17 protein-coding genes are annotated in these 26,501 nt (G+C 72.1%); 7 read left to right on the top strand and 10 right to left on the bottom strand.

The genetic code is table 11. The annotated features are described in order from the left end of the window. The first annotated feature begins 264 nt into the window (after positions 1-264). Complete coding sequence (locus tag ACN27G_RS03360; RefSeq protein ID WP_421491312.1) at positions 265-1,635, top strand: Nramp family divalent metal transporter; 1,371 nt, start codon at positions 265-267, stop codon at positions 1,633-1,635. A 32-nt stretch (positions 1,636-1,667) separates the two neighbouring features. Here the strand turns inward: ACN27G_RS03360 and ACN27G_RS03355 are convergent, their stop codons facing one another. Next, positions 1,668-2,138, bottom strand: a complete 471-nt coding sequence (locus tag ACN27G_RS03355; protein ID WP_421491311.1) for a hemerythrin domain-containing protein — start codon at positions 2,136-2,138, stop codon at positions 1,668-1,670. Positions 2,139-2,592: 454 nt separating this feature from the next. Here ACN27G_RS03355 and ACN27G_RS03350 point away from each other — a divergent pair, with 454 nt between their 5' ends. Beyond that, a complete protein-coding gene (locus ACN27G_RS03350) occupies positions 2,593-5,886 on the top strand; it encodes an endo-1,4-beta-xylanase (protein WP_421491310.1) in 3,294 nt (1,097 codons plus the stop codon). Between the two features lie 80 nt (positions 5,887-5,966). On the opposite strand, the gene ACN27G_RS03345 is transcribed toward ACN27G_RS03350, so the two are convergent. The 4 genes from ACN27G_RS03345 to ACN27G_RS03330 form a co-directional block, all read right to left on the bottom strand. After that, positions 5,967-6,767: an Ig-like domain-containing protein gene (locus tag ACN27G_RS03345; RefSeq protein WP_421491309.1), complete on the bottom strand. Its 801-nt coding sequence runs from the start codon at positions 6,765-6,767 to the stop codon at positions 5,967-5,969. Positions 6,768-6,934: 167 nt separating this feature from the next. Further along, on the bottom strand, positions 6,935-8,509 hold the full coding sequence (locus ACN27G_RS03340) for an IS1182 family transposase (RefSeq protein ID WP_421491308.1): 1,575 nt from the start codon (positions 8,507-8,509) through the stop codon (positions 6,935-6,937). Between the two features lie 53 nt (positions 8,510-8,562). Next, entirely contained in the window at positions 8,563-9,795 is a 1,233-nt protein-coding gene (locus tag ACN27G_RS03335) for a glycoside hydrolase 5 family protein (protein WP_421491307.1), read from the bottom strand. A gap of 73 nt (positions 9,796-9,868) precedes the next feature. Then, positions 9,869-12,406: a glycoside hydrolase family 2 protein gene (locus ACN27G_RS03330; RefSeq protein ID WP_421497215.1), complete on the bottom strand. Its 2,538-nt coding sequence runs from the start codon at positions 12,404-12,406 to the stop codon at positions 9,869-9,871. A gap of 469 nt (positions 12,407-12,875) precedes the next feature. On the opposite strand from ACN27G_RS03330, the gene ACN27G_RS03325 reads away from it, so the two are divergent. Together ACN27G_RS03325 and glyA are read left to right on the top strand one after the other, a co-directional pair. Then, positions 12,876-13,895: a LacI family DNA-binding transcriptional regulator gene (locus ACN27G_RS03325; protein ID WP_421491306.1), complete on the top strand. Its 1,020-nt coding sequence runs from the start codon at positions 12,876-12,878 to the stop codon at positions 13,893-13,895. 120 nt (positions 13,896-14,015) lie between these two features. Next, positions 14,016-15,284 carry a serine hydroxymethyltransferase gene (gene glyA / locus ACN27G_RS03320; protein ID WP_421491305.1) on the top strand — a complete coding sequence of 423 codons (1,269 nt, stop codon included), beginning with the start codon at positions 14,016-14,018 and terminating at the stop codon, positions 15,282-15,284. Positions 15,285-15,299: 15 nt separating this feature from the next. On the opposite strand, the gene ACN27G_RS03315 is transcribed toward glyA, so the two are convergent. After that, a complete protein-coding gene (locus ACN27G_RS03315) occupies positions 15,300-17,948 on the bottom strand; it encodes a putative bifunctional diguanylate cyclase/phosphodiesterase (protein WP_421491304.1) in 2,649 nt (882 codons plus the stop codon). 396 nt (positions 17,949-18,344) lie between these two features. On the opposite strand from ACN27G_RS03315, the gene ACN27G_RS03310 reads away from it, so the two are divergent. After that, on the top strand, positions 18,345-18,752 hold the full coding sequence (locus ACN27G_RS03310) for a PH domain-containing protein (protein WP_421491303.1): 408 nt from the start codon (positions 18,345-18,347) through the stop codon (positions 18,750-18,752). Here the strand turns inward: ACN27G_RS03310 and ACN27G_RS03305 are convergent. Continuing rightward, complete coding sequence (locus ACN27G_RS03305) at positions 18,746-19,672, bottom strand: 2-hydroxyacid dehydrogenase (protein ID WP_421491302.1); 927 nt, start codon at positions 19,670-19,672, stop codon at positions 18,746-18,748. The two genes, ACN27G_RS03310 and ACN27G_RS03305, sit on opposite strands and share 7 nt — an antisense overlap. 191 nt (positions 19,673-19,863) lie before the next feature. Here ACN27G_RS03305 and ACN27G_RS03300 point away from each other — a divergent pair, with 191 nt between their 5' ends. Next, the gene (locus ACN27G_RS03300) at positions 19,864-21,045 is read left to right on the top strand and encodes a PQQ-dependent sugar dehydrogenase (protein ID WP_421491301.1); all 1,182 of its coding nucleotides are present in this window, start codon (positions 19,864-19,866) and stop codon (positions 21,043-21,045) included. 153 nt (positions 21,046-21,198) lie between these two features. Beyond that, on the top strand, positions 21,199-22,848 hold the full coding sequence (locus ACN27G_RS03295; protein WP_421491300.1) for a metallophosphoesterase family protein: 1,650 nt from the start codon (positions 21,199-21,201) through the stop codon (positions 22,846-22,848). 69 nt (positions 22,849-22,917) lie between these two features. Here the strand turns inward: ACN27G_RS03295 and gatB are convergent, their stop codons facing one another. The 3 genes from gatB to ACN27G_RS03280 all read right to left on the bottom strand — a co-directional run bounded on the left by gatB (position 22,918) and on the right by ACN27G_RS03280 (position 26,461). Then, a complete protein-coding gene (gatB, locus tag ACN27G_RS03290; protein WP_421491299.1) occupies positions 22,918-24,414 on the bottom strand; it encodes an Asp-tRNA(Asn)/Glu-tRNA(Gln) amidotransferase subunit GatB in 1,497 nt (498 codons plus the stop codon). An 83-nt stretch (positions 24,415-24,497) separates the two neighbouring features. Beyond that, complete coding sequence (locus tag ACN27G_RS03285) at positions 24,498-25,181, bottom strand: response regulator (RefSeq protein ID WP_421491298.1); 684 nt, start codon at positions 25,179-25,181, stop codon at positions 24,498-24,500. Continuing rightward, entirely contained in the window at positions 25,178-26,461 is a 1,284-nt protein-coding gene (locus ACN27G_RS03280; protein WP_421491297.1) for a sensor histidine kinase, read from the bottom strand. Before ACN27G_RS03280 ends, ACN27G_RS03285 begins: the two co-directional genes overlap by 4 nt. Positions 26,462-26,501 lie beyond the last annotated feature (40 nt).

Here is a 26,501-nt window from a genome sequence, read left to right as displayed (position 1 = left end):
ACGACGGGCTCCCCGCACATTACCGGCGATCACTGGCCCGATGTGCCGCCACCGATCCCCCGTTGCGGCGGAATGCTCCGACCTGGACGGTGCCCTCGCGGCGCAGATCATCCGATGGCGGTGGCCCGATCGCCTCCCGCGCCCCACATTCCGGCGCGACGACCGTCGGGCCTTCGGTGGCCGACCCGGTAGGCGCCGGCCCGGGTGGGTATGGGACGGCAGGAGCAGCGTCCAGGAGAAGACGGCAATCGAAGGGTACGGGTGATGGCGGAGACATCGGTCAGCGATCGTGACAGCGGCGTGGTGGACGTGCCGGAGCCGCCCACCGGGCGGGCCAGACTCGGCTACATCGGACCGGGCGTGCTCTGGGCGCTCGCCGCCCTCGCCACCGGCGAGCTGCTCTTCACGCCCCGGGTCGGCGCCCAGTACGGCTATGCGCTGATGTGGGCGCTGATCGCGGCGCTGACGCTCAAGCTCTTCGTCACCCGGGAGATCGGGCGCTACAGCGTGGTGACCGGTCGGCGGCTGCTCAGCGGCATGGCCGACCTGCCGGGCCCGCGCGGCTGGGCCCTGTGGGTGATCCTGGTGCCACAACTGGTGGTCGGCGTCGCGGCGATCGCCGGCATCGCGAGCGCCGCCGGCAGCGCTTTCACGCTGGCCGTCCCCGGCCCGATCGAGCTCTGGACCGGGGTGGTCATCGGGGCCGCGGCCGGCCTGGTGCTCTTCGGTCACTACACCGGGGTGGAGTGGGTGTCCCGGGTCATCGGGCTGCTGCTGGCGATCGGCGTCGTGGTCGCCGCCGTGCTCGTCGGCCCCGACCTCGGCGAGGCCGCGTCCGGGGTGCTGCCCACGGTGCCGGAGGATCTCGTGGTCGCCGACATCCTGCCCTGGCTGGGTTTCCTCTCCAACGGCGCCGCCGGGCTCATGTGGTATTCGTACTGGGTCGCGGCAAAGGGCGTGGGCGTCGGCGCGCTCGACGATCCGGGCCGCCTCGACCCGCGCGGCCTGGACGCCGGCCAGGTGGCCCGGGTGCGGCAGTGGCTGCGGACCATGACCCTCGACTCGACGTTCGCCGTGGTGGGTGTGGGAGTCATCACCGTCGCGTTCCTCATCCTCGGTGCGGAGCTGCTGCGTCCGGAGGGCATCGTGCCGGCGGAGGCCGACGTCGCCCACGATTTGACGACGCTCTTCAGCGAGGTCTTCGGCAGTGCCGGGTTCTGGCTGATGGTGGTGGGTCTCATCTCGGCGTTCTGGACGGCCACGCTCACCAACATCGACGGCTGGAAGCGGCTGTACACCGACGGCATCCGGAAGGTGCTGCCGTCGCGGCTCGCGGACGCGCCGTGGGCCGGCCCGGCGGTCATCGGTCGGGTCGCCGTCGTCGGGTGGCTCGCGGTGCTGCCGTTCGCGGTCTTCGTCATCTTCGGTGACCCGGTGGCCCTGCTCACCGTGGCCGGTTCCATCGAGGCCGTGCACATCCCGCTGGTCGCGGCGCTCGTCCTCTGGCTCAACCGGCGTACGCTGCCGTCCGCGGTACGGGCGGGCTGGGCGGCCAGCGCGCTCGTGGTGATCGCGATCGTCTTCTTCGCCGGCTTCGCGGCGTACTACCTGTGGCAACAGGTGTTCGGCTCGTAGTGGGCGCGAGAGTCCTGCCCGCGTCCCGACGGTCACAGCGGTCCGAGCACGGCCTCGGGATCCGTGTCCAGGGCGAGTGTCTCCAGCACCGTCAGGAGCTGGCGTTCCTCGTACCGGAAGTGGGACTCCATGATCGCCGCGACGCCCTCCAGGTGCCGGTCCAGCTCCTCCGGCGGAGCGGCCCGAGCCACGGCGGCCTGGAGAGCACCCAGCAGGTGCGCGATCATCGAGTGGTCCTGCCGCAGATAGCGCAGCGTCTCCCGCAGCTCGGGATGCCGCTCGGCGATCGCCGGGAAGAGATCCCGGTCCTCACCCTCGTGATGCGCGGTCAGCGCCGTGCAGAACCCGTGACAGAACAGCAACAGGTCCCTGGTCGCCGGCTCCGCCGGCTCGCCGTCGGGCACGGCCTGCCGGGTGACCGCCAGTGCTTCGCGGAGCCGTCCGTGGACGCGGCGCAACTCTCGACTCCAGGCCACCAGCCTGGTCTGCTCGCCCTCACCCACAGGTGGAGGGCGAAGGGACGACAGGCATCGTCGTGTCCCCTTCGGTCCGGCGCCTCCATGCCTGACACGGTCTGCCACCGGCACGCGACGCTGGGGCCGAAGCTACCACGGAGCGCGCCGGGACCGAGCCGCCGGGACGAGGGGTACGCCACCGTCCAGCGTCCGGACGTGTCACCCGTCGACCGCCGCCTCGCTCCGAAACGTCGACAGCCAACTCACCGAAACTTTCGGTCCGTCGACCGTCCGGTGCAGAGATGACGTCCGGTCGGACAGGGCATCTCGACTAGCCCGCGTCACCCGGCTAACATTCGCGCGACTGGATCCGCGAAAGCGATTCGGAGACACCGCCACCACGCCGTCCCGCCCGGATAGGGAGCCCCTGATGCACATCGGACATAGACCGGCAGAACCATCCCGAAGAACAACCGCATTTGTCGCATCTTTACTGCTCACCATGGCCGGGTCGGTCGCGCTCGCCGCCCCGGCCCAGGCCGCCGACCGGGTCGTCCTGGCAAACGATTTCGAATCGGGTTCCTACGCACCGTGGGGGCCGCGCGGAGCCGTCACGCTCGAGATAACGGCGGAGGGGCACGAGAGCGCGAATAGCCTTTCGGTCACCGGCCGTACCGCGAACTGGCAGGGCACGGCGATCGACGCGGCCGCGAGATTCGAGCCCGGTACGACGTACGTTATCAGCGCGTGGGCGAAACTTCCGGCCGGCACCACCGGGCCGGCGGGCGTGCACTTCACCATGGAGGCCACCCCGGCCGGCGGCGGTGACAACACCTACACCTGGGTCGGCGACAACGTCCCCACCACGGCGGAGACCTGGGTACGGATCGGCGGCAGCTACACCATGCCCACGGGCCTGGCCGCGGCCACCCTCTACGTCGAGGCCGAGGGCACCACGCCCTACCTCCTGGACGACATCAGCATCACCACCCCGGAGGGCGGGCCGGAACCCGGCACGGTCGTGATCGACACCGACTTCGAGGACGGGCTCGACGGATGGGGGCCGCGCGACGGCGGCCCCGGCGCCCCGACGGTCGGGCTGACCGACGTCGCGCACGGCGGGGAGGCCGCGGCCCTGGTCAGCGACCGGGTGAACCAGGGCGCCGGCATCGGCCGCGACGTGGGCGCCCTCCTCGAGACCGGCGTGACCTACGAGTTCGGCGCGTGGCTGCGGTTCGCCGAGGGGCAGCCGACGGACGAGATCTGGCTCAGCCTCGCCAGCACGAGCGGCGGCAGCCAGTCGTTCAGCACGCTCGCCCAGTTCGACGGGATCACCAACACCGGCTGGACCGAGGTGACCGCGAGCTTCACGATGCCGGCGGCCGACAGCGCGCAGCTCTACTTCGAGTCCCGCTGGCAGAACGGCGATACCGGGAACACCAGCGACTTCCTCGTCGACGACATCGTCGTACGGGTGCCGGAGCCGCCGGTCATCGAGGACCTTCCGCCGCTGCACGAGACCACCGACTTCCCGGTCGGCGTCGCGATCGACAGCCGCGAGACGGTGGGCGCCGCCGCCCAGCTGCTGACCCGGCACTTCAACCACATCACGCCGGAGAACCACATGAAGCCGGAGGCGTGGTACGACGCGGAGCGCACCTTCCGCCCGCACGACCAGGCGATCGCGCTGATGGACTTCGCCCGGGACAACGACCTGGGCCTCTACGGTCACGTGCTCGTCTGGCACAGCCAGACCCCGGCCTGGTTCTTCCAGGACGAGGCCGGCGCCCCGCTCAGCGCGTCGGCGGCGCACCGGCAGCTCCTCCGCGACCGGCTGCGGACGCACGTCTTCGCCGTCGCCGAGTCGCTGAGTGACCGGTACGGTCCCTTCGGCTCCGCCACCAACCCGATGCGGGCCTTCGACGTCGTCAACGAGGTCGTCGCCGACAGCGGCGAGTTCAGCGACGGCCTGCGCCGCAGCGAGTGGTACCGGATCCTCGGCGAGGAGTACATCGACCTCGCGTTCCAGTACGCGGACGAGGCGTTCAACGACGTCCACGCGGTTGCCGGCGCCGACCCGGTCACCCTGTTCATCAACGACTACAACACCGAGCAGCTCGGCAAGCAGGGGCGGTACAAGGCACTGGTGCAGCGGCTGCTCGCGCGTGGGGTGCCGGTCGACGGCGTGGGCCACCAGTTCCACGTGTCGCTGGCCACCCCGACCGCCAACCTCGGGGCCGCGCTGGCCGCCTTCGAGGAGCTGCCGGTGATCCAGGCCGTCACCGAACTCGACGTCACCACCGGTACCCCGGTGACGAGGGCGAACCTGATCGAGCAGGGCTACTACTTCCGGGACGCCTTCCGGATCTTCCGGACGTACGCGGACGACCTGTTCGTGGTCACCGTGTGGGGCCTCACCGACGGCCGTTCCTGGCGGGTCGGCAACGGTGCCCCGCTGATCTTCGACGACAACCTCCGGGCCAAGCCCGCGTACCACGGGGCGGTGGACGGTGAGCTTCCGGCCCGGCTGCGTACGGCGAACGTCTTCGCCGGTGACGTCGCCCTCTCCGACACCGCCACCTCCGACCTCACCTGGCGCAAGCTTCCGCTGCACCCGGTGGAGGACCTGGCGCAGTTCCAACTCCGCTGGGCGCCGGACCATCTGACGGCCTTCGTCACGGTCTCCGACGCCGCCGCCTCGGCCGGCGACCAGGTCAGCTTCGTGCTTGGCGACCAGACGTACACGGTGGCCCGGGACGGCAGCGGGGACGTGCCCGCCGTGGCGACGGAACGCGACGGCGGCTACGACATCGTCGCCCACCTGCCGCTCACCGACGCGGCCGAGGGCGACACGCTCACCCTGGACGTCCGGGTCGGCGACGACGGTCGCACGGCCACCTGGAACGCACCGGGCGCGCTGGGCACCCTGGCCCTGGTCGAGGAGCTGTCCTACCTGGAGGTCACCCAGGCGCGTACGGCGCCGGTGATCGACGGCGCAGTGGACACCGCCTGGGCCGACGCCCGCGCGGTCACCACCGCGAAGGCGGTCTCGGGCACGGACGGCGCGACCGCCACGGTCCGGACCCTGTGGCGGGACCAGACGCTCTACGTGCTCGCCGAGGTCGCCGACCCGGTCGTGGATGTCTCCGGCTCCGACCCCTGGACCCGGGACTCGGTGGAGATCTACGTCGACGGCGGCAATGCCAAGAACGGCCCCTACCGCTACGACGACACCCAGATCCGGATCAACGCGGAGAACGGCGTCTCGTTCGGCACCGGTGACGAGGCGTTCCAGCGCGGCCGGCTGACCAGCGCGGCGGTCCGCACCGACACCGGGTACACCGTCGAGGCGGCGATCAGCCTGCTGGAGTACGGCGGCCTCGGCACCTTCCACGGCCTGGACTTCCAGGTCAACGACGCCACCGGCGGCACCCGTACCGCGATCCGGAACTGGGCCGACCAGTTGGGCACCGGTTACCAGACCACCTCGCGCTGGGGAGTGGGCCGGTTGGTCGGCCCCGCCGACGGCAACGTCGACATCACGGTCGAGAACGTCACCCAGTGGAACTCGGACAGCGGCGGCGGCTACTGCGCGACGATCGTCGCCACCAACACCACCGACAAGCCCGTCGACTGGTACGGCTACGTCGCACTCACCGGCCAGATCTACACGGCCTGGAACTTCGCCCGGCAGCTCCAGGACGACGGCAGCTACCGGATCCACGGCGATGCCTGGAACAGGACCCTGAAGCCGGGCGCCAGCACCTTCAGCGTCGGCTACTGCGCCAACCACTGAGCCGGTCAACAACCGCCGAGGCGGTTAGGCGGGGGCCCTTCCTATACAGAATGCGATAGGAAGGGCCCCCGCCTTTCACGTCATTCCGCGCGGAGGTGGTCGAGGTCGTGGGTGCCGGGGCTGACCCAGATCAGGATCCCGCGTACGTCGGCCAGCGCCGCCGTGTCACAGGACATCTCGGTGAGCAGGTCGATTGTCACGGTCGTCTCGGTGCCCTGCGACAGCCAGCCGAAGGTGGACTGGCACCAGGCCCAGCCGTCCCCGGTCTGCACGGCGATGGATGTCGAGGTGCCGATCGTGGGGTCGACCCGCAGGTCGTAGCGCAGGGTCGCCTTGGCCGACAGGTCCACCGGCTCGGGCAGGGTCACCCCGAACCAGCCGCCGCCGGTCGCGGCGACCCGCAGCCCGGCCGCACCGTGGGTGTGGAAGTCGGGGGTCTGGGCGACCGTGCCGGCGTCGGTCTGCCAGTTGCCGGGCGCCCAGCCCTCGACACCGCTCTCCCAGGAGGCGATCAGGATCGGGTCACCCGGTGCCGGCTTGACCGTCACCGACAGGTCGGCCACGTTCGAGGTACGCCCGGCCTGGTCGCGGATGGTGTAGTGGGCGGCGGTGCGGCCCTGGAAGCCGTCCGCCGGGGTGAAGGTGACCACTCCGGTCGCCGGGTCCAGGGCGAATCCGCCACCCGACACGGTCACCGAGCGCTGCTGGCCGACGGTGGCCGGGTCGAGGTCGATGCTGGCCGGCCGGACCCTCGTCCGGTACGCGATGTCGTTGGCCGCCGGGTTCAGGGTGACCGGGGCACCCGCCTCGGTCACCGCCGTGTCGTGGTCGGCGACCGGCGGCCGGGAGCGCTGGCCCCGGACTAGGAGATCACTGAACAATCCCGGGTTTTGGGGAGGCGGTGGTCGGAGGTGACGGGGAAGGTGTCTCAAGAGGCCGTCTTGCGGCGGTGGTCACAGCGCGTGGCTGGGCTGCGGGCTTGTCTTCCCCGTCGTTGAGGCAGCTTGTGAGGTGGTGTGGGCTGTCGGGAAGTCCCGGTCGGGGTGGTTCAGGCCAGGGCCCAGCCGGTGGGCTGGCGGGTGAGGCCGAGGTTGAGCAAGCGGCGTAGGTTGAGTCCGGCGATGCGGGTGCGCAGCCACCAGGCGTTCGCGGCGGTGCCGCGGTAGCGCAGTTTGCGGCAGCGGCCTTTCGGGCCGATGAGCCAGGCGATGGAGCGTTCGACCATGGGCCGGTGCCGGCGGTAGGTGTCACGCAGATGCTGGTTGCTGGCCCATCGGGCGCGGGCGGCGCGTAGTACCTGGTCATGGGGGTGCAGGCTGATCGAGCGGCCGTCTTTGGCGGTGGTGCATCGCTGTCGTAGCGGGCAGCCGCGGCAGCCGGCGCCGAATGTGGCGGTGCGTTTCGCGGTCAGTCGTCGGATCAGGCCGTTCGGGCAGGTCACTGTGCCGGCCAGTTCGTCGACGGTGAAGTCATCGATGGTGAACCCGCCCTCGACCGCGGGGCGCAATGGGGCGGGCTTGATGATCGGGGTGTGACCGGCTGCGGTCAGGCCGGCTCGGGCCTCACCGGTGCCGTAAGCGGTGTCACCCAGGACTTCGAGATCCTCGACGCTGCTCAGGTCGGGGTCGTGGGCGAGCAGGTTCAGCCCGACCACCGCTTCATGATTGTCCGTGCCGGCGGCTTCGGTCAGGTCAGCGCCGGTGAACAGACCGGTGTCCGGCTCGACCGCGACGTGACCCTTGAAGCCGTCCTGGCGGTGATGGACGGTCTTGTGCACGTGCCGGGCCTGCGGATCGACGACCGAGATCACCCGCTCGGGGGCGACCCGGCGGGCGATACGCCACCGGCCGTCGGTGCCGTCCGAGCCGTCGGCCGGCTCCACGTCCTGCCCGGCGACCAGCGCCAGCAGGGCCAGGGCCTGCTCGGCGGACTCGTCCAGTTTCGTGCCGGTGAACGCGTCAACGACGATCAGTGCGTCGTTGACCAGCGCCGACACCAGAGCATCACGGGCGCTCTTGTCGTCCCAGACGATCCGGGGCTTGCCCGGATCGTCCCAGTCATGGGAGTGACAGCGTTCCGCGATCACCACGGCGGCGCCGGGCACCTCGCGGCGGACCCGGCGCATCGCGGCGATCAGCTGGGTGATGGTGTCCTGGGTGGCGACCGCGTCGTCGAAGACCACCGAGTCCAGAGCCCGGCGGGTCTTGCCCTTGAGCACCCCGGTCTGGGCGACGACCTGCCGGACCGCGTCGAAGATCCGGTCTGGGCGCCCGGAAGCACGTAGCCGCTGCCGCCACACCGTCAACGTCGTGGGATGGAAACCCGCGTGGTCGATCGGCAGCCCGCAGGCCACCTTCCAGCGCAGGTCGCAGCGCACCGCCTGGACCGCTTCCGGGTCGGAGTAGTCCTGCAGGGTCTGCAGCACCAGCACCGAGGCGATCACCGCGCCGGGCAGCGACGGCCGGCCCCGCCCGGACGGGAACAGATCGGTGAACATCCCGTCCGGGAACAACACGTCACGATGCTCGGCCAGCAGGGCGTACACACTGCCCGCCGGCACCAGATGCCCAACCAGCGCCGCCGTGTCCCACAACTGCGGCCCAGACTCAGAACGACCCTGCACCTACCCATTATCGATCAAACCCGATCAAGTGGGATGACGGCACGCCGGATTATTCAGTGGTCTCCTAGTTCCTCACCGGCGTTGCCCAGTGTGGTGCAGACCGGGCTCGGGCAGTAGACGGTGTAGCCGTCGTAGTCCGGATAGCGGGTGCCGTCGTCCTGGATGCCGGAGAGGATCCAGTAGAGGAAACCGGTGCCACCGCTGCCGATGAAGGCGTCCGTCCACTGTTGGTAGACCGGGTTCCGGGTCGTCTTGTCGAGGTAGCCGAACTCGCCGAGCATCACCGGCTTGCCGAGCCGCCGCGCGTCCCGGTTGTGCCGTTCGATCCACTCGGCGCCCCAGGCCGCGTCCCTGCCCCAGTGGTCGGGATAGAGGTGGTACGAGACGACGTCCACCGCCGGCAGCCGGGTCAGGGCGATCGAGTCGACGCCCTCGCCACAGTTGACGGTCCAGTCCGAGCTGGCCGGATCGTCACAGTAGAAGCCCTCGTCGCCGACGCTGGCCAGGTGCCGGCGGTCGATCGACTTGAGGTGCCGGGTCATCTCGTCGGCCCAGCCGGTCAGCACGGCCGGGGTGCAGGCCGGTGACGTCGGATGTACCCCGGAGCCCTTGCACCTCGGCTCGTTGCCCAGCTCCCAGGTCATCACCGTCGGATCGTCCTTGTACGCCACCCCGGTCAGCGTGTTGGTCCGGTTGAGCACGTGCGAGATCCAGTCCTTGTACCAGCCCCTGATCACCGGGTCGGTGTAGAAGTCGTCGTGGTACTGCCCGCCACGCCAGCGGACGTACTGGTCCATGCCGCCGAAGTCGCGCCAGTTGTTGGTCAGCGGGATCACCAGTTTGATCCCGGCCCGCCGGGCGGCGTAGAGGACGTAGTCGAGGCGTTCCAGCCCGTCCGGCCCGTCGTGGTAGGCCGGCTTCGTGCCGTCCCAGTACTGGAAGTAGACCCCGTCGGCCGGTCCGGCGACCGAGTCGGTCCCGCCCGGGGTGCCGATGTCGAGGAAGCCCCAGTGCCGCAGCACGGTGAAGCCGGCCGCCTTCGCGTCGGCGAGGACGTCGTCGACCATGGGCCGGGACTTGTACATCAGGTAGTAGTTGTTGGTCCCGGCGAACCGGAACCGCCTGCCGTCGAGCATGAGCTGATCGCCCTTGCGGACGACGAAGCCGGCCGTGGACGCGCCGGAGCCGGCAGGTTGCCCGGCGCCGGCCGGGGCGGCGGAGGCGGGTGCCGGCGAGGCCGCGAGCAGCAGCCCGGCCAGCGCCAGCAGCGGGAGGTGGCGCTTCATGGCGGTGGTGATCCTTCCGGGAGCGGGGTCCGGGAACAGGGGTGCGGATCAGAGCGAGAACCAGGGCGACGGATCAGGGCTGCGGCAGCATGTCGTTGACGCAGCGCAGCACGGGGCGGGTGGTGAGCGCCGCCGGGTCCAGCGGTGCCGTGGACCGAACGGTGAAGGTGGTCGACTCCCCCGGCAGGAGCGTGACCAGCGCCTCGTCGACCTCGGCCGCCGGGTCGAGGCGGTCCGGGGCGAGCAGCAGGTCGCGCAGGATCGTCCGGGCGGTCACCCGGACCCGCACGACGCCCTCCTGGGACGGTTCGAGCGTGGCGTCGTACTCGGCGGGCGGGTAGCGGAGGTCGCGGTCGGGGGCGAAGAACCAGAAAGCCCGCTCGCCGTCACCGCCGGGGTCGGCGACCAGCAGCTCGGCGCGGGGGTCGTCGGCGGCGGCGACCTCCGCCGGGAGCGGCCAGGTGAATTCCGAGTACGGCGGCACGGACAGCTCGACCGACGCCTTGCCCCTCGGCTCGCCGGCCAGGGTCAGCCGGCGTACGTCCACCCGGCCGGTCCAGGGCGTGCCGCCGTCGTTGACCGCGACCAGGGCCAGCCCGCCCTGCCTCGGCTGGATGGTGAGCAGCCGGTCGGCATAGGCGCGACGCAGCGCGTACCAGAGGGGCTTGCGGCGGCCGTCACCGTCGACGGCGGCCCAGGAGGTGACCGGCCAGCAGTCGTTGAGCTGCCAGACGACGCTGCCCATGCAGATCGGCCGGTACGACCGCAGGTGCTCGACCCCGACGCTGATCGCCCGCGCCTGGTTGAGCTGGGTCAGGTAGTGCCAGTCGTCGAAGTCACGTGGCGCCGGCAGGTGTGCCGCGAGCCCTCGGGCCAGCTTGAGGCGGCCGTCTCCGGCCTTCTGCCGGTGCGCCATCGCGGGTGAGTCCTCGGCCAGTCCGCGTGGGTCGGAGATCGCCCGGCGCAGCGTGGCGTAGCTGGCCGGGCCCTGCCAGCCGAACTCGGCGACGAACCGGGGCAGGTAGTCGCGGTAGTGCAGGTAGTCGAGCTGGTTCCAGACCGTCCAGATGTGCGTGCTGCCGTGTGCCGGGTCGTTCGGGTGGATCTCCGGCCGTCCGGACCACGGGCTGCCCGGCCAGTACGGCCGGGCCGGGTCGAGGTCGGCCACGATCCCGGGCAGCAGCTCGAAGTAGTAGCCGGCGCCCCAGCTCCGCCCGGCCAGCTCCGCCTGCCAGCCCCAGTCGTGCCAGCCCCAGATGTTCTCGTTGTTGCCGAACCAGAGCACCAGGCTCGGATGGCTGGCCAGCCGGACGACCTGCTCGGCCGCCTCGGCCCGGATCTCACCGGCGAGCGGCTCCTCCTCGGGATAGGCCGCGCAGGCGAAGAGGAAGTCCTGCCCGACGAGCAGCCCCAGCTCGTCGGCGAGGTCGTAGAAGTCCTCGGACTCGTACCGGCCGCCGCCCCAGACCCGGAGGAAGTTGACGTTCGCCTCGCAGGCCTGGCCGAGGCGCCGCGCGTAGCGCTGCCGGGTCACCCGGTGCGGGAAGCAGTCGTCCGGGATCCAGTTGACGCCACGGGCGAAGATCGGCAGGTCGTTGACGACGACGGTGAAGGCCGAGCCGTGTTCGTCGGGCGTGGTCTCCAGGCGCACCGAGCGGAAGCCGACCTTCCGCTGCCAGGCGTCCAGTTCGCGGTCACCGGCGTGCAGGGTGACGGTCAGCGGATAGCGGGGCTGCTCGCCGTACCCCCGGGGCCACCACAGCTCGGGGTCGGCGACGGTGAGGCTCAGCTCGGCCTCGCGTTGGCCGGCGGCTAGAGTCGTCTCGGCCACCTGGCCGGCGACGCCGGCCCGGAGGGTGAGCGGCGCGGCCGGGGTGGCACCGTCGGCGGCAGCACCGTCGCCGGCCAGCTCGACCGCCACGCGTACGCTGACCCGACCCTCGGCGTCGACGACCGTGACCAGCGGGCGGACCTCGGCCAGCCGGGCGGTCCGCCAGGTCCGCAGCCCGATCTCCTGCCAGATGCCGGCGGTGACCAGCTCCGGTCCCCAGTCCCAGCCGAAGTTGCAGGCCATCTTGCGGATGAAGTTGAACGGCGTCGGATACGCGTTCGGCCGGTCGCCGAGTCGCCGCTGCTCCGCCTCGGCATGCCGGTACGCGGAGTCGAACCGCACCCGCAGCACGTTGTCGCCGGCCCGCAACAGGCCGCCGACATCGAAGCGGTAGCTGCGGTGCATGTTGGCGGTCCGGCCGATCTCGACGTCGTTGAGCGTGACCGTGGCGACCGTGTCGAGGCCGGCGCACATCAACTCGACCCGGTCGGCGTCGACGCCGTCCCGGGCATCACCGGCGCCGCCGTCCCGGGCATCACCGGCGCCGCCGTCCCACCGGAAGACGGTCTCGTAGCACCAGTCGGTGCGGCCGATCCAGTTGAGGGTCAGTTCGTGCTCGTCGAGGTAGGGATCCGGGATGAGACCGGCGGCGAGCAGGTCGGTGTGCACGCAGCCGGGCACGGTGGCCGGGATCCGGGCCGACGCCACCGCCTCCGGGACGTCCGCACCGCGGACCGCTGTCAGTGTCCATCCCTCGTGCAGGCTCTGCCAGGACGTCACGGGCACCTCAACTTTCTGGGCGCGACCGCACCTGAGCCCGGGCACGCCTTTCCTGATGGAGGACGCCACCGTCGACCCGGTCGGTGCAGGTGGGGCGAACTCCAGGTATCGACATGTGTCGACTGAACCGGATAAGCAAAGTCACCGTACGGGCGCCTCTCCACCATGTCAACGGCCGCGAATTCGGCCCGAAAAGGCCAGGCACGTACGGCAAGAGCCGCGCCCACAGCCACACTCACGGCGTTTTCACCTCGCCATATCCGGAGGCGGTCCCGATAGTGAATCGACCAGTCCGCGCTACCGGCAAGATTGCCCTCTCGCTATGCTTAACCGGGAAAGTTTCCTCCGTGGCTGGCGCGAGCCCTCCCGGTCGCGCGACACCACGTCGTCGCACGGCACCACGACGCGACGCGCACGGTGACCCGGCCACCCCACCGCCGGCCGGGTCGTCCAGACAAAGGAGCGCCGGGTGAAGCGGCCGACGATCGCGGATGTGGCCCGCCGGGCCGGGGTATCCAAGGGCGCCGTCTCCTACGCCCTGAACGGGCAGCCCGGTGTCTCCGACGCCACCCGGCAACGCATTCTCGCCATCGCCCAGGAGATCGGGTTCAACCCCAACAGCGCCGCCCGGGCACTCTCCGGGGCCAGCGCCAACGCGGTCGGGCTGGCGCTCTGCCGGCCCGCCCGCACCCTCGGCATCGAGCCCTTCTTCATGGAGCTGATAAGTGGCGTCGAGGCCGAACTCTCCGCCCGGTCCTACGCGCTGACCCTCCAGGTCGTCGACAGCCCCGAGACCGAGATCGCCGTCTACCGGCGCTGGTGGGGCGAGCGGCGGGTGGACGGCGTCCTCGTCTGCGACCTGCGGCTCGACGACCGGCGGGTGCCGGTGCTGGAGGAGTTGCATCTGCCGGCCGTGGTGATCGGCGGTCCCGGGCACGGCGGCGGGCTGGCGCACGTCTGGTCCGACGACGGCGCCGCCCTGACCGAGGTGCTCGAATACCTGGTGGCACTCGGCCACCGCCGGATCGCCCGGGTCGGCGGGCTGCCCGGCCTGCTGCACACCGAGATCCGCACCGAGGCGTTCGGCACCGTCTGCCGCCGGCTGGGCCTCTCGCGTACGGTCACCGTCCCCTCCGACTACACCGGCGAGGAGGGCGCCCGGGCCACCCGACGGCTGCTCAGCTCCGCCGACCGGCCGACGGCCATCGTCTACGACAACGACGTCATGGCGATCGCCGGTCTCTCGGTGGCCCAGGAGATGGGCCTGGCCGTGCCCTCCGACCTCTCCGTCGTCGCCTGGGACGACTCCCCGCTGTGCCAGCTCGTCCATCCCGCGCTGACCGCGCTCAGCCGGGACATCCCGGCGTACGGGGCGCATGCCGCGAGCCGGCTCCTCGCCGCCATCGCCGGCAGGCCGCTCGGCGACTTCCAGGACGAGACCGCCCATCTCATCCCGCGCGGCAGCACCGCGCCGCCCCGCCAGGCGTGAGCGGACCCGCACCGGGATGACCGGAGTGCGGGCGCCGGCCGCGGCCGCCGACCCGGCTACCGATAGCATCGGCCGCAGGCGGAGACCCAGCCGGGGAGCCCCAGCCAGGAGGACGACGACGTGCACGTACCACCGATCCCGAGCCTGACCGCCGCCGACCCGGAGCTGGCGAAGCTGATCGAGGCCGAGTCGACCCGGCAGCACGACAAGCTGCGGATGATCGCCTCGGAGAACTACGTCTCGACCGCCGTCCTCGAGGCCAGCGGCACGGTGCTGACCAACAAATACTCCGAGGGCTACCCCGGCCGCCGCTACTACGAGGGTCAGCAGTACATCGACCCGATCGAGACGCTCGCGGTGAGCCGCGCCCGGGAACTCTTCGGGGTCGCGCACGCCAACGTGCAGCCTTACTCGGGCTCGCCGGCCAACCTCGCGGTCTACCTGGCGTTCCTCTCCCCCGGTGACACGGTGCTGGGCATGGCGCTGCCGATGGGCGGCCACCTCACGCACGGCTGGTCGGTCTCGGCCACCGGAAAGTGGTTCCACCCGGTCCGCTACGGCGTCTCGGCGGAGACCGGCCGGATCGACCTCGACGAGGTGCGCGACCTGGCCCGGCGCGAGCGGCCCAAGCTGATCTTCTGCGGCGGGACGGCGGTGCCGCGCACCATCGACTTCGCCGGCTTCGCCGAGATCGCCCGCGAGGTCGGCGCGGTGCTGGTCGCCGACATCGCGCACATCGCCGGCCTGGTCGCGGGTGGTGCCCACCCGTCGCCGGTCGGGCACGCCGACGTGGTCACCACGACCACGCACAAGACCCTCCGGGGCCCGCGCGGCGCCATGATCATGACGACCGCCGAGCACGCCGCCGCCGTCGACAAGGCGGTCTTCCCCGGCCTCCAGGGCGGCCCGCACAACCACACCACCGCCGGCATCGCGGTCGCGCTGCGGGAGGCCGGCACCGACGAGTTCCGCCGGTACGCCGCCCAGGTGGTCACCAACGCCAGGGCGCTGGCGGCGGCACTCGTCGAGCGGGGCTTCACCCTCTCCTCCGGCGGCACCGACAACCACCTGATCCTCGCCGACCTGACCAGCAAGGGGATCGCCGGCAAGCCGGCGGCGCAGGCGCTGGACCGGGCCGGCATCGAGCTCAACTACAACACCGTGCCGTACGACCCGCGCAAGCCCTTCGACCCCTCCGGCATCCGGCTCGGCACGCCGGCACTGACCACCCGGGGGCTGACCGAGGAGCAGATGCCGCAGGTGGCGGCCTGGATGGACGAGGCGGTCACGGCGGCGGTCAAGGACGACGAGGCGGCCCTCGACCGGATCGCCGGGGAGGTCCGCGACCTGCTGGCCGCGTACCCGATGCCGGGCTACGCGGCCGGCTGACCACTCCGCCGCCGATCAGCGGGACGGGCTGGGAAACTCCTCCAGGTACGCCTCGACCCGCTCCGCGGGAGCGGGTCGGGACAGCGCGTACCCCTGGCCGAGCTTGCAGCCCGCCCTGCGGGCCTGGTCCACCTGCCCCGGCGACTCCAGGCCCTCGGCGATGATCTCCAGCCCGAACCGCCTGCCGAGATTGACCAGCACGTCGATGAAGGGTCGGGCCTCACCACCCCGGGTGCCGCCCTCGGTCACCAGGGTCCGGTCGACCTTGAGGAAGTCCACCGGCAGCCGGCGGAGCTGGGCCAGCGACGCCTGCCCGCTGCCGAAGTCGTCGAGCGCGGTCCGGACGCCCAGCGCCCGCAACCCGGCGAGCTGGTTGACCACCGCCGGCACGTCCGCGCCGCCCCGGGGTTCGGAGATCTCCAGCACCAGCCGGTCCGGCTCGACCCGGTGCTCCGCCAGGGCGGTGCTCACCCGGCGGATGAAGTCGGGCGAGGCCAGCTCCCGCGCGGAGATGTTGACCGACATCCAGAGCCGTCGCGGCTGGTGCGACCAGGTCGCCATCTGCCGGCAGGCCGTCTCCAGCACCCAGCGACCCAGCTCCTCCACCAGCATCAGGTCCTCGGCCACCGGCAGGAGTTCGGCCGGGAGCACGGTGCCGAGCGCCGGGTTGCGCCAGCGCAGCAGCGCCTCGGTCCCCACCGGCTGCTCGTCGTCGAGGTCGAGCACCGGCTGGTAGACGAGATCCAGTTCACCCCGCTGCACCGCACCGGGCAGCTCACGCTCCAGGTCGAGCCGCCGGGTGAACTGCTCCTCCAACTCGTCGTCGTACCACTCCACCCGGTTGCGGCCGAGCTGCCGGGCACGCAGCCGGGCCAGGTCGGCCCGGCGCAGCACGTCGTCGACGCCGTCCTCGCCGCAGAGGTCGGCGAGTCCGATGCTGGCGCCGAGGTGCAGCACCGCGCCGGGCATCTGGTAGGACTCGGTCAGCGCCGTCAGCAGCCGGGTCCCCATCGCGTACGCGAGCACCGGCCGGTCCGCCGTCACCACCGCGAACTCGTCCCCGCCCAGCCGGGCCACCAGGTCGTCGGTGCCGGCTCCGCTCCTCAGCCGCCGACCCGCCTCGGCGAGCACGGCGTCGCCCATCTGCCGCCCGTGCGCGTCGTTGATCCCGGACATGCCGTGCAGGTCGATCACGAGCAGCGCACCGGTGTGACCCTTGACCGACCGCTGGGTGACGATGGTGCGCATCAGCTCCCGCCGGTTGGCCAGCCCGGTGAGCTCGTCGGTGAAGGCCAGCTCGTTCAGCCTGCGCTCCAGGCGCTGCCGCTCGCTGACGTCCCGGACGTGCACCACCAGTGCGGCCACCTCGGGCACCGCCCGCTGGTCGCTGACGGTGGACTCGGTGTCCCGCCAGGCCCCGTGCCCGTCCCGCAACCGGGCGGTGACCAACTGCGGGCTTCCGGTCGGCACCTCCCGACCGGCGAGCATGTCGGTGAGCACCCGGGTGACGTCGGCGGCGTCGTCCGGATGCATCAGGTTGGGAAACGCCCGCCCCACGACATCGGCGTCGGCGAGCCCGAAGAGCCGGGCCGCGGCCGGCGACTGCCAGCGGATGATCAGATCCTCGCCGACGATCATGGTCAGGTCGTTCGCCCCGGAGACCAGCGAGCGGAAGTGCGCCTCCTGCTCGGTCAGGCGCTTGGCGTACCGACGGATGTCGAGCATCACCAGGACCTCCCGGACCACCAGGGTCGGGATGACGGCCAGTCCCAGCAGGATGGAGGTGTGGTCGAAGGAGCCGACGACGATCAGGTGCCAGAGCGCCGAGAGGGTCGCCAGCAGCGCCGGGATGGTCAGCAGCGGGTAGGCGGTGAGGTTCGTCTGCGGCTCGGTCGGGCTTGCGGTCTGTTCGGCCGCCGGCCGGGCCCGCCGGGCACCGGCGGCGATCAGCGTCGGACCGGCGACCAGCGAGACAGCGACCAGCGGCACTGTCGTCGTCGGCGCGCCGTAGTCGACAAGCACCGCGATCAGCGAGTGCCCGACGACCGCCAGCCCGGCACCGGTGCCGCAGAGCGCGGCCGAGCGACGGTGCTGGTACGCCCGCAGCGTGGTGATGATGATGACCGGCAACCCGACGACGGCGGAGAACGCGGCGCCCATGGCGAGCGGCGGCAGCCCACCCTGCGGCGGGATCACCCAGGCCGAGAAGGCGAGGCTGATGCCGAGGCTCAGCCCGTCGAAGGCGCGGCGCAGCCGGACCGGAACCGTGCCGGCCGCGCCGGGCAGCAGCATCATGCCGAGCAGGTAGCAGGCGAGCGCCAGCAGCAGGCCACCGAGCGCCACCGTCGACCGGCTTCCCGCCGGGGCCAGAAAGAGCGCGAACGACGAGAGCGCGCTGGCGACCAGGCCGAAGCCGAGGAAGCCGGCGCCGCGGCACGGGCCGAAACCGGTGCTGCCGCGGTGCAGCCGGAGAGCCAGCCGGATCAGCCGGGCGGCGGCCAGGGCGGCGGCCAGGCCGACGGCGAGCGCGACGGCGGCGTACGGCGGGATCGCGCCGAGATGACCGGCGAGCAGTACGCCCACGGCAAGCAGTGGGGTGCCGGTCTCGGTGGTGCGGACGACGAGCCGGCGGGCTCGTTCGTCCGGGATGTGCGCCACGAACATGGCGGGATGCCTTCGCAGAGGGGGCACGGACGTGGTGCGGGGTCAGGTCCGACCGGGACGGCGAACCATTCCTGTCAATCCCCCAACGATCGGCCGGGGGCATGGTTACGTAATGGTAGGGATCTTCCACTCCGGGTTGCTCTGGAGCATCTTGCCCCAGCCGGGCAGGTCCGCTCCACCCCGGCCCGGCCAGCGGTTCCATCCACCCGGCCGACGCCACTCGGTCCGCCCGACCGACGCCACTCGGTCCGCCCGGCCGACGCCACTCGGTTCACCCGGCCGACCTCACCCGCCTCCGCCCGGCCGACATCACCCGCCCCGGCCGGTCGGCTGCGCTCGGCCCGGCCGGTGGAGGCCCCTTCCACACGGTCGCCCACGGAGTGCGAAAATCGCCGGGTGGGTACCACCGACACGCTCCGCTTCCGGCACAACCAGGCGATCTGGGTGGCCGCGGTCCTCGCGTTCCTGGGTGCCCTACCGCTGGCCACCTCCCGTTGGTTCCTCCTGCCGCTGCTGCTCGTGCCGGTAGCGGTCGGAGTGTGGGCCTGGCGGGCCGGCACCGACGCCGACCCCGCCGGCGTGCGTGTCCGGGCCCTGCTGGGCCAGCGCAGGATCGCCTGGTCGGAGATCGTGGAACTGGCCTCCGATCCGCGCGGCCAGGCGGTGGTCCGGCTCCGGGACGGGCGGACGACGACGCTTCCGGCGGTCCGGGCCGCTGACCTGCCCGACCTGGTCGCCGCGAGCGGTCAGCCGCTCGCCGGCACCGCCGAGACCCGGGAGCGTCCCGACCCGGCCGGTCAGTAGCCGTCGACCACCTCGTTGATCAGCGGCGTTCCGGCGACGAAGCGGCGCAACTGCTCGCCGGCCAGCCGGTAGGCGCGCGGCACCAGGCCGCGTACCGAACCGGCGACGTGCGGGGTGAGCAGCACGTTGGGCAGGTCCCAGAGCGGGTGCCCGGTCGGCAGCGGCTCGGGCTCGGTGACGTCCAGCGCCGCCGCGATCCGCCCGGTGCCCACCTCCGCGAGCAGGGCGTCGGTGTCGACCACCGGTCCACGGGCGGCGTTGACCAGCAGGGCACCGTCCGGCATGGCGGCGAGGAACGCGGCGCCGACCAGGCCCCGGGTCGCGTCGGTGAGCGGCACCAGCAGCACCACGACGTCCGCCTCCGGCAGCAGCGCCGGCAGGTCGCCGACGCCGTACACCCCCTCGGTGGGGCGGGCCGTCCGGGCGACCATGGTCAGGCCGACCTCGAAGGGTGCCAGCCGCGCCCGGGTGGCCGCTCCGATCGAACCCGCGCCGACGACGAGCACCCGTTTCCCGGCCAGTTCGTCGGTCGGGTTGACCTGGTCGTAGGACCACTCGTGCCGGGCCTGGGCCCGCGCGAAGACCGGGAACCGCCGAAAGTGGGACAGAATCGCGGTCACCACCCACTCCGAGGTGGACGAGTCGTGCACGCCGCGCGCGTCGCAGAGGACGACCCGTGCGGGCAGCCGGCCGGCCCAGACCTCCGCCCCGGCGGAGAGCAGTTGCACGACGCGCAGGTCGGGCAGGTCGGCCGCGAGCGGCACCGCGGCGGCCTGCGCGAGGAAGGGCGGCACCCAGAACCGGACTCCGGCCGGCTCCGACGGCAGCCGGTCCGGCGCCGGCGCGATCTCCACGGTGACGTCGTCGGGAATCTCGCCGAGCAGCTCCCGGCCCTCGGGGTGGGGGATCCAGACCTTCACGGGGGCCGACGATAGCCCTCGGCACCGGGAGGCGGGCGGTCGCCCTCCAGGGGCCGGGGACACGGTCACCGCTCCGGTCGGCGCCCACGGACAGCGCTCGGGGGCACGCTCAGCGGCGCGAACGCCCGAAGATCGACGCGGTGGCCGAGCGGCTCGACTGCGGGGCATCGGATCCGGCTACGCTGGGCCGGGTGAGCGCTCGCCCGTACCCCAGACTTCGCCGTCGGCGCGCGGCGGTCGCGCTCTCCGCGGCGGCCGTGTTCGTGACCACCGGCTGTTCGTTCGGCGAGCCGGAGCCGGACCCGGCCGGCGAACCCCCGAACTTTCCCACCCCGTCCGTCACACCCACCCAGGGTGGCAACGGCCAGCAGGTCGCCGCCACCGTGCTCGCCAGCGGGCTGCGGATTCCGTGGGGGATCGCGTTCCTGCCGGACGGCGGCGCGCTCGTGACCGAGCGGGACACTGCCAAGATCCTCAAGGTCGGTCCCGAGTCCGACACGAACGGGCTCAAGGTCACCACGGTGCAGACCCTCGACGAGGTCGACGCGGACGGCGAGGGCGGCCTGCTCGGCATCGCGGTGTCGCCGGCGTACCAGCAGGACAAAACGGTCTTTGTCTACTATTCGACGACCGAGGACAACCGGATCGCCAGGCTGACCCTGGGTGCCGAGCCGGCGCCGATCGTCACCGGAATCCCGCTCTCCGGCATCCACAACGGTGGGCGGCTCGCCTTCGGCCCGGACGGCCACCTCTACGCCACCACCGGGGACGCCTCGGAGCGAGGGTTGGCACAGGATCTCAAGAGCCTCGGCGGCAAGATCCTCCGGATGACACCCGACGGCAGGCCCGCACCCGGCAACCCGTTCCCGAACTCGCTGATCTGGTCGTACGGCCACCGGAACGTGCAGGGCATCGCCTGGGACGCCAGCAAGCGGCTCTACGCCACCGAGTTCGGTCAGAACCGGTGGGACGAGATCAACCGGATCGAGCCCGGCAAGAACTACGGCTGGCCCGAGGTCGAGGGCACCAGCGGAGGCGGCGCCGACGCCGAGAAGTACACCGAGCCCCTCGTCACCTGGACCACCGCCGAGGCGTCCTGCTCCGGCGCGGCCATGATCGAACGGGTACTGGTGGCGGCGTGCCTGCGGGGCGAGCGCCTCTGGCTGGTGGAGCTCACCGCGGCCGGTGCCGTACTCGGTCAGCCGCGCCCGCTGCTGGTCGGCGAGTACGGCCGGCTCCGCGCCGTGGTGGCCGCGCCCGACGGCTCCCTCTGGTTCTCCACCTCCAACCACGACGGCAAGCGCGACCCGGCCCCGGAGGACGACCGGATCTTCCGGCTGGTCCTCTCCGGCGGCACGGCCGGAAAGAGCTGACGACCCGCCCCGCTCACGACGGACCCGGCCACGAGCGGCCCGGGCCGGGCCGGGGTGGGGCCGGGGCGGAGACCAACCTCATACGCCCGATGGAATGGGGTGCGACCTGCGATGGGTTTTGGATATGTCGTTTTGGGCAGGTGATGATTGAGCATGGACAGGCGGAGGAACGACACCCGGACCGTCGGAGGCACGCTTCCTCCGGCGGTCCGGCGTGTGCTGCGCTGGCCGCATGCCGCCGTACGGGGCACCCGCACCGCGCTGACCGCCGGACCGAGCCGCCGGATCGGGGCGGCACTGGCGGTCGTCATCGTCACGGTGGCCGGCATCGTCGTCGGTTCCCTGCTCGGCGGCCGGATGCAGACCGACATCGGGCCGTTCCGGGCGGAAATGGCGATCACCCCGTCGCTCGACGGCGGCACCACCGTCACCATCCCGCCGCTCGGCGCGCTCCAGCTCAGCAGCCACACCGGCCCGGCGCACCTCTCGGTGCGACTCGGGTCGCTCGACCAGGGGCGCACCGAGGCGCTGATCGGTGACCCGGCGAGCATCAGCCGGGCCAGCCAGTCCGCCGTCTCCGACGTGACCAGCGGGGTGATCCGGGTCGGCGTACGCACGGTCGCGGTCTCCGTCCTGGCCAGCATGATCCTGGCCGCGCTGGTCTTCCGGCGTACCCGGCGGGTCGCCTGGTCCGGCGCGCTCGCGTTGGTGATCACCGGCGGCAGCCTCGGGATCGCGGCGCTCTCCTTCCGGCCGGACTCGATCGAGGAGCCCAGATACGAAGGGCTGCTGGTCAACGCCCCGGCGGTGGTCGGCGACGCCCGACGGATCGCCAACGACTACGGCCGGTACGCCGAGCAGCTCCAGCGGATGATCGGCAACGTCAGCCAGCTCTACACCACCGTCTCCACCCTGCCGATCTTCGAGCAGGAGCAGGGCACCGTACGCGTGCTGCACGTCTCCGACCTGCACCTGAACCCGGCCGCCTGGCAGGTGATCCGGACGGTGGTCGAGCAGTTCAAGATCGATGTCGTGATCGACACCGGGGACATCACCGACTGGGGCAGCGAGCCGGAGGCGTCCTTCGTCGGCTCCATCGGCCTGCTACAGGTGCCCTACGTCTTCATCCGGGGCAACCACGACTCGGCGGCCACCGCCGAGGCGGTCGCCCGGCAGCCGAACGCCATCGTGCTGGACAGCCAGATCATCACCGTCGCCGGGTTGACAATCGCCGGTATCGCCGATCCCCGGTTCACGCCCGACAAGGAGACCTCGCCGGCCGGGTCCGGCGCCCTGCCCGAGACCGTCGACCAGGTGACCGGGGCCGGCGAGCAGCTCGCCGCGACGATCCGGGCCTACAACAGGCCGGTCGACATCGCCCTGGTGCACGATCCGGCATCGGCCGAGCCGCTCTCCGGCGTCGTACCGCTGGTGCTGGCCGGGCACACCCACAACCGCGAGGTCCGCGAGCTGCCCCAGGTGCCGGACGCGATGCCGACCCAGCTCATGGTGCAGGGCTCCACCGGCGGGGCCGGGCTGCGCGGGCTGGAGGGTGACAAGCCGACCCCGCTGGCGATGTCCGTGCTCTACTTCGACCAGCAGCGGGCACTTCAGGCGTACGACGACATCACGCTCGGCGGCACCGGCGAGGCACAGGTCAACCTGGTGCGGCACGTGGTCGACGAACCCGAACCGCCGACCCCGACGGCGACCCCGTCGGGGACCCCGACCCCGCCCGGTGGCTCCGTGCCGTCGCCGCCCAGCCCCGGCGCACCGGCGGGCGCCCCACAGCCCACCGGCTGACAGCTGTTAGGAAGGGCCCCCGCTACAACAGAATGCGATAAGCGGGGGCCCTTCCTTACGCGCCCTTCCTTACACGCCGAGGCGGGTAAGGATCAGCGAGCGTACGGTCTTGGCGTCCGCGCCCCGGGTGCTCTTCATCACGGCACCGACCAGCGCGCCGGCCGCGGCCACCTTGCCGTCCCGCACCTTGGCCGCGATCTCCGGGTTGGCCGCGATCGCCTCGTCCACGGCGGCGGTCAGCGCACCGGTGTCGGAGACGACCTCCAGGCCACGGGCGCTCATGATCTCGCTCGGCGAGCCCTCGCCGGCCACCACGCCCTCCAGCACGGTACGGGCCAGCTTGTCGTTGAGCTTGCCCGCGTCGACCAGCCGCTGCAGCTCGGCCACCTGGGCCGGGGTGGCGCCGACGGCGGAGAGTTCGACGCCTGCCTCGTTGGCCCGCCGGGACAGCTCACCCAGCCACCACTTCCGGGCACCGGCCGGGGTGGTGCCGGCGGCGACGGTCTCCTCGATCAGCTCGACCGCACCCGCGTTGATCACCGACTGCATGTCGTGGTCGTTCAGGCCCCACTCCTGCTGCAACCGCCGCCGGTGCACCCGGGGCAGCTCCGGCAGCGCGGCCTTCAGCTCCGCCACCCAGGCCGGGTCCGGAGCCAGCGGCACCAGGTCCGGCTCGGGGAAGTAGCGGTAGTCGGTGGCGGTCTCCTTGGAGCGGCCCGGCGTGGTGTCCCCGGTGTCCTCGTGGAAGTGCCGGGTCTCCTGGACAATCCGGCCACCGCCGTCCAGCACGGCCGCCTGGCGCAGCATCTCGGAGCGGACCGCCCGCTCGACGGAGCGCAGCGAGTTGACGTTCTTGGTCTCGGTGCGGGTGCCCCACTCGGCCGAGCCGGCCGGAGTGAGCGACGTGTTCACGTCGCAGCGCAGCGAGCCCTCCTCCATCCGGACGTCGGAGACGCCGAGCGAGCGGATCACGTCGCGCAGCTCGGTGACGTACGCCCGGGCCACGACCGGGGCCAGCGCGCCGGTGCCGGGGATCGGCTTGGTGACGATCTCGACCAGCGGGATGCCGGCCCGGTTGTAGTCGACGAGCGACTCGGTCGCGCCGTGGATCCGCCCGGTGGCGCCGCCGACGTGCAGGGTCTTGCCGGTGTCCTCCTCCAGGTGCACCCGTTCGATGCCGATCCGGACCAGCTCGCCCGCCACCTCCACGTCGAGCCAGCCGTCCACGCAGAGCGGTTCGTCGTACTGGCTGATCTGGAAGTTCTTCGGCATGTCGGGATAGAAGTAGTTCTTCCGGGCGAACCGGCTCCACGACGCGATCGAGCAGTTCAGCGCGAGGCCGATCCGGATGGTCGCCTCGATCGCCGCCCGGTTGGCCACCGGCAGGGAGCCGGGCAGCCCGAGGCAGACCGGGCAGACCCGGGTGTTCGGCTCGCCACCGAAGTCGGTCGGGCAGCCGCAGAACATCTTGGTCTTCGTGCCCAGCTCGACGTGGGTCTCCAGGCCGATCACCGGGGCGTAGCGCTCGACGACGTCGTCGTACGAGGGCAGGACGGTCGTGCTCATCACAACTCCAGCTCTCGGGGCGGCGCCGGCCCCCCGGCGGCATCCGGACAGAACCCTGCAAGCCTAGTCGCTGCTGCGGCCGGTCAACCCGGCGGATCCGGTGCGGCGCCGGGGCGTACGAGACCGGTCTCGTACGCCAGGATGACCAACTGCACCCGGTCCCGGACGGCGAGCTTGGCGATCGCCCGGCTGATGTGGGTCTTGGCGGTCAGCGGGCTGATGAAGAGCCGCCCGGCGATCTGCTCGTTGGAGAGGCCGGTGGCGACCAGCCGGAGCACCTCGCGTTCCCGGTCGGTCAGCACCGCCAGCCGTGCCCCGGTGTCGGTCGCCGCCACCGGGCGGTGCGCGAACTGTTCGATGACCCGGCGGGTGACGCTCGGCGAGAGCAGCGCCTCGCCGGCCGCCACCACCGCGACCGCCTGGCGCAACTGCGCCGGCTCGACCTCCTTGCTGAGGAACCCGCTGGCCCCGGCCCGCAGGGCGGCGAAGACGTACTCGTCGGTCTCGAAGGTGGTCAGGATGACGACCCGGCAGCCCGACGTCGCCGGGTCGGCGACGATCCGCCCGGTGGCGGCGAGGCCGTCCAGGCCCGGCATCCGGATGTCCATCAGCACCACGTCCGGGTGCAGCGCACGGGTCAGCCGGACCGCCTCGTCGCCGCTGGCGGCCTCCCCCACCACCTCGATGTCCCGGCCCCGAGCGAGCAGGCTGCGGAAGCCGGCCCGCACCAGGGACTGGTCGTCGGCGAGGAGTACCCGGATCGTCACGGCCGGAAGCCTGCCACAGGTATCGCCGCCCGCACCGCGTACCCGCCGCCCTCGACCGCTCCGGCGGTGAGGGTGCCGCCGAGCGCGGCGACCCGCTCCCGCATCCCGGCGATGCCGTGCCCCGGCGCCGCGGCCGGGCCGCTGCCCTCGCCGACGAACCGACCGACGCCGGTGCCGTCGTCGACGATGTCCAGCCGTACCGAGCGGGGGTCGATCTCCAGACGGACCGTGACCCGCCGGGCGCCCGCGTGTTTCACCGTGTTGGTCAGCGCCTCCTGGATCACGCGGTAGCAGGCCAACGCCACCGGCGCGGTGAGCGTGCCGGGATCGCCGGTGACGTCGAGGACGACCGCCAGTCCGCTGGCCCGGGTCCGGGCGGCGAGTTCGGCGAGACCGTCCAGGTCGGCCTGCGGCGCCGGTGCGCCGCCGCCGTCGACAGCCCGCTCGCCCGGGCCGCGCAACACGTCGATCAGGGACCGCAGGTCGGCCACCGCCCTGGCCCGGACCTCCTGGGCGGTACGCAGCGCGGCCCGCGCCTCGTCGGTGGAGTCGTCCAGCGCCTCGTCCACCACCCGCAACTGCACGCCCACCACGGTCAGCGTGTGCGCCACCACGTCGTGCAGCTCGCGGGCGATCTGCAGCCGTTCCTCGGCGGCCCGGCGTCCCGCCTCCAGCCGCCGCTCCTGTTCGGCGCGGGCCAGCCCGGCGGCGACTTCGGCGCGCCAGCGCAGCCAGTTCCGGTACGCGACCGCGACCGCGACCGTCAGGGCCAGGCCGAGCGCCTCCCCGCCGATCTCACCGATCGCCCGCTGCGGATCCTGACCCTCGACCGTCCACTGCCAGTCGACCGCGAAGGTCAGTTGGAACAGGCCGGCACCGACCGCCCAGCGCAGGCCGTGCCGGCGAGGGTTGTCGTCGGCCGCCACCAGGAAGAAGATCACCGTGGCCGGCCAGACCCAGCCGGCCCCGGTCAGCTCGGCGACCCGGAACGCGATGATCGCCGCCAGGCTGGCCAGCAGCGCCACCACCGGCCAGCGGCGGCGGAGCAGCAGGAACAGGCCGAGCCAGGCGGCCAACGGCCAGGTGCCGCCGTGGGTGATCGGCGCACCGGCCACGGCGGTGCCGACCGGCACGCCGACCAGGGTCAGACCGATCAGACCGAGGTCCTCCCCGACCGGCCGGCGCCCGACCGGCATACGACCGTCGCCGGAGCCACGTTGTGCCGCCAGGGTCCGTGCTGTCCAGGCCGACCGGATCCGGCCCGACCACCGATTGATCATCGACGCCATCTCCGTCGCCCTTCTCCGCAAGCTCACGGCC

The sequence above is a fragment of the Plantactinospora sp. WMMB334 genome (assembly GCF_049179095.1).
In the GTDB taxonomy this organism is placed as follows: Bacteria; Actinomycetota; Actinomycetes; order Mycobacteriales; family Micromonosporaceae; genus Plantactinospora.
This window is presented reverse-complemented; position numbering and strand designations above follow the sequence as displayed.

Coding starts and splice junctions, on each gene's coding strand:
- ACN27G_RS03295 (WP_421491300.1), top strand. CDS start 21,199: ATGGACAGGCGGAGGAACGACACCCGGACCGTCGGAGGCACGCTTCCT.
- gatB (WP_421491299.1), bottom strand. CDS start 24,414: ATGAGCACGACCGTCCTGCCCTCGTACGACGACGTCGTCGAGCGCTAC.
- ACN27G_RS03350 (WP_421491310.1), top strand. CDS start 2,593: ATGGCCGGGTCGGTCGCGCTCGCCGCCCCGGCCCAGGCCGCCGACCGG.
- ACN27G_RS03280 (WP_421491297.1), bottom strand. CDS start 26,461: ATGATCAATCGGTGGTCGGGCCGGATCCGGTCGGCCTGGACAGCACGG.
- ACN27G_RS03315 (WP_421491304.1), bottom strand. CDS start 17,948: ATGTTCGTGGCGCACATCCCGGACGAACGAGCCCGCCGGCTCGTCGTC.
- ACN27G_RS03335 (WP_421491307.1), bottom strand. CDS start 9,795: ATGAAGCGCCACCTCCCGCTGCTGGCGCTGGCCGGGCTGCTGCTCGCG.
- ACN27G_RS03360 (WP_421491312.1), top strand. CDS start 265: ATGGCGGAGACATCGGTCAGCGATCGTGACAGCGGCGTGGTGGACGTG.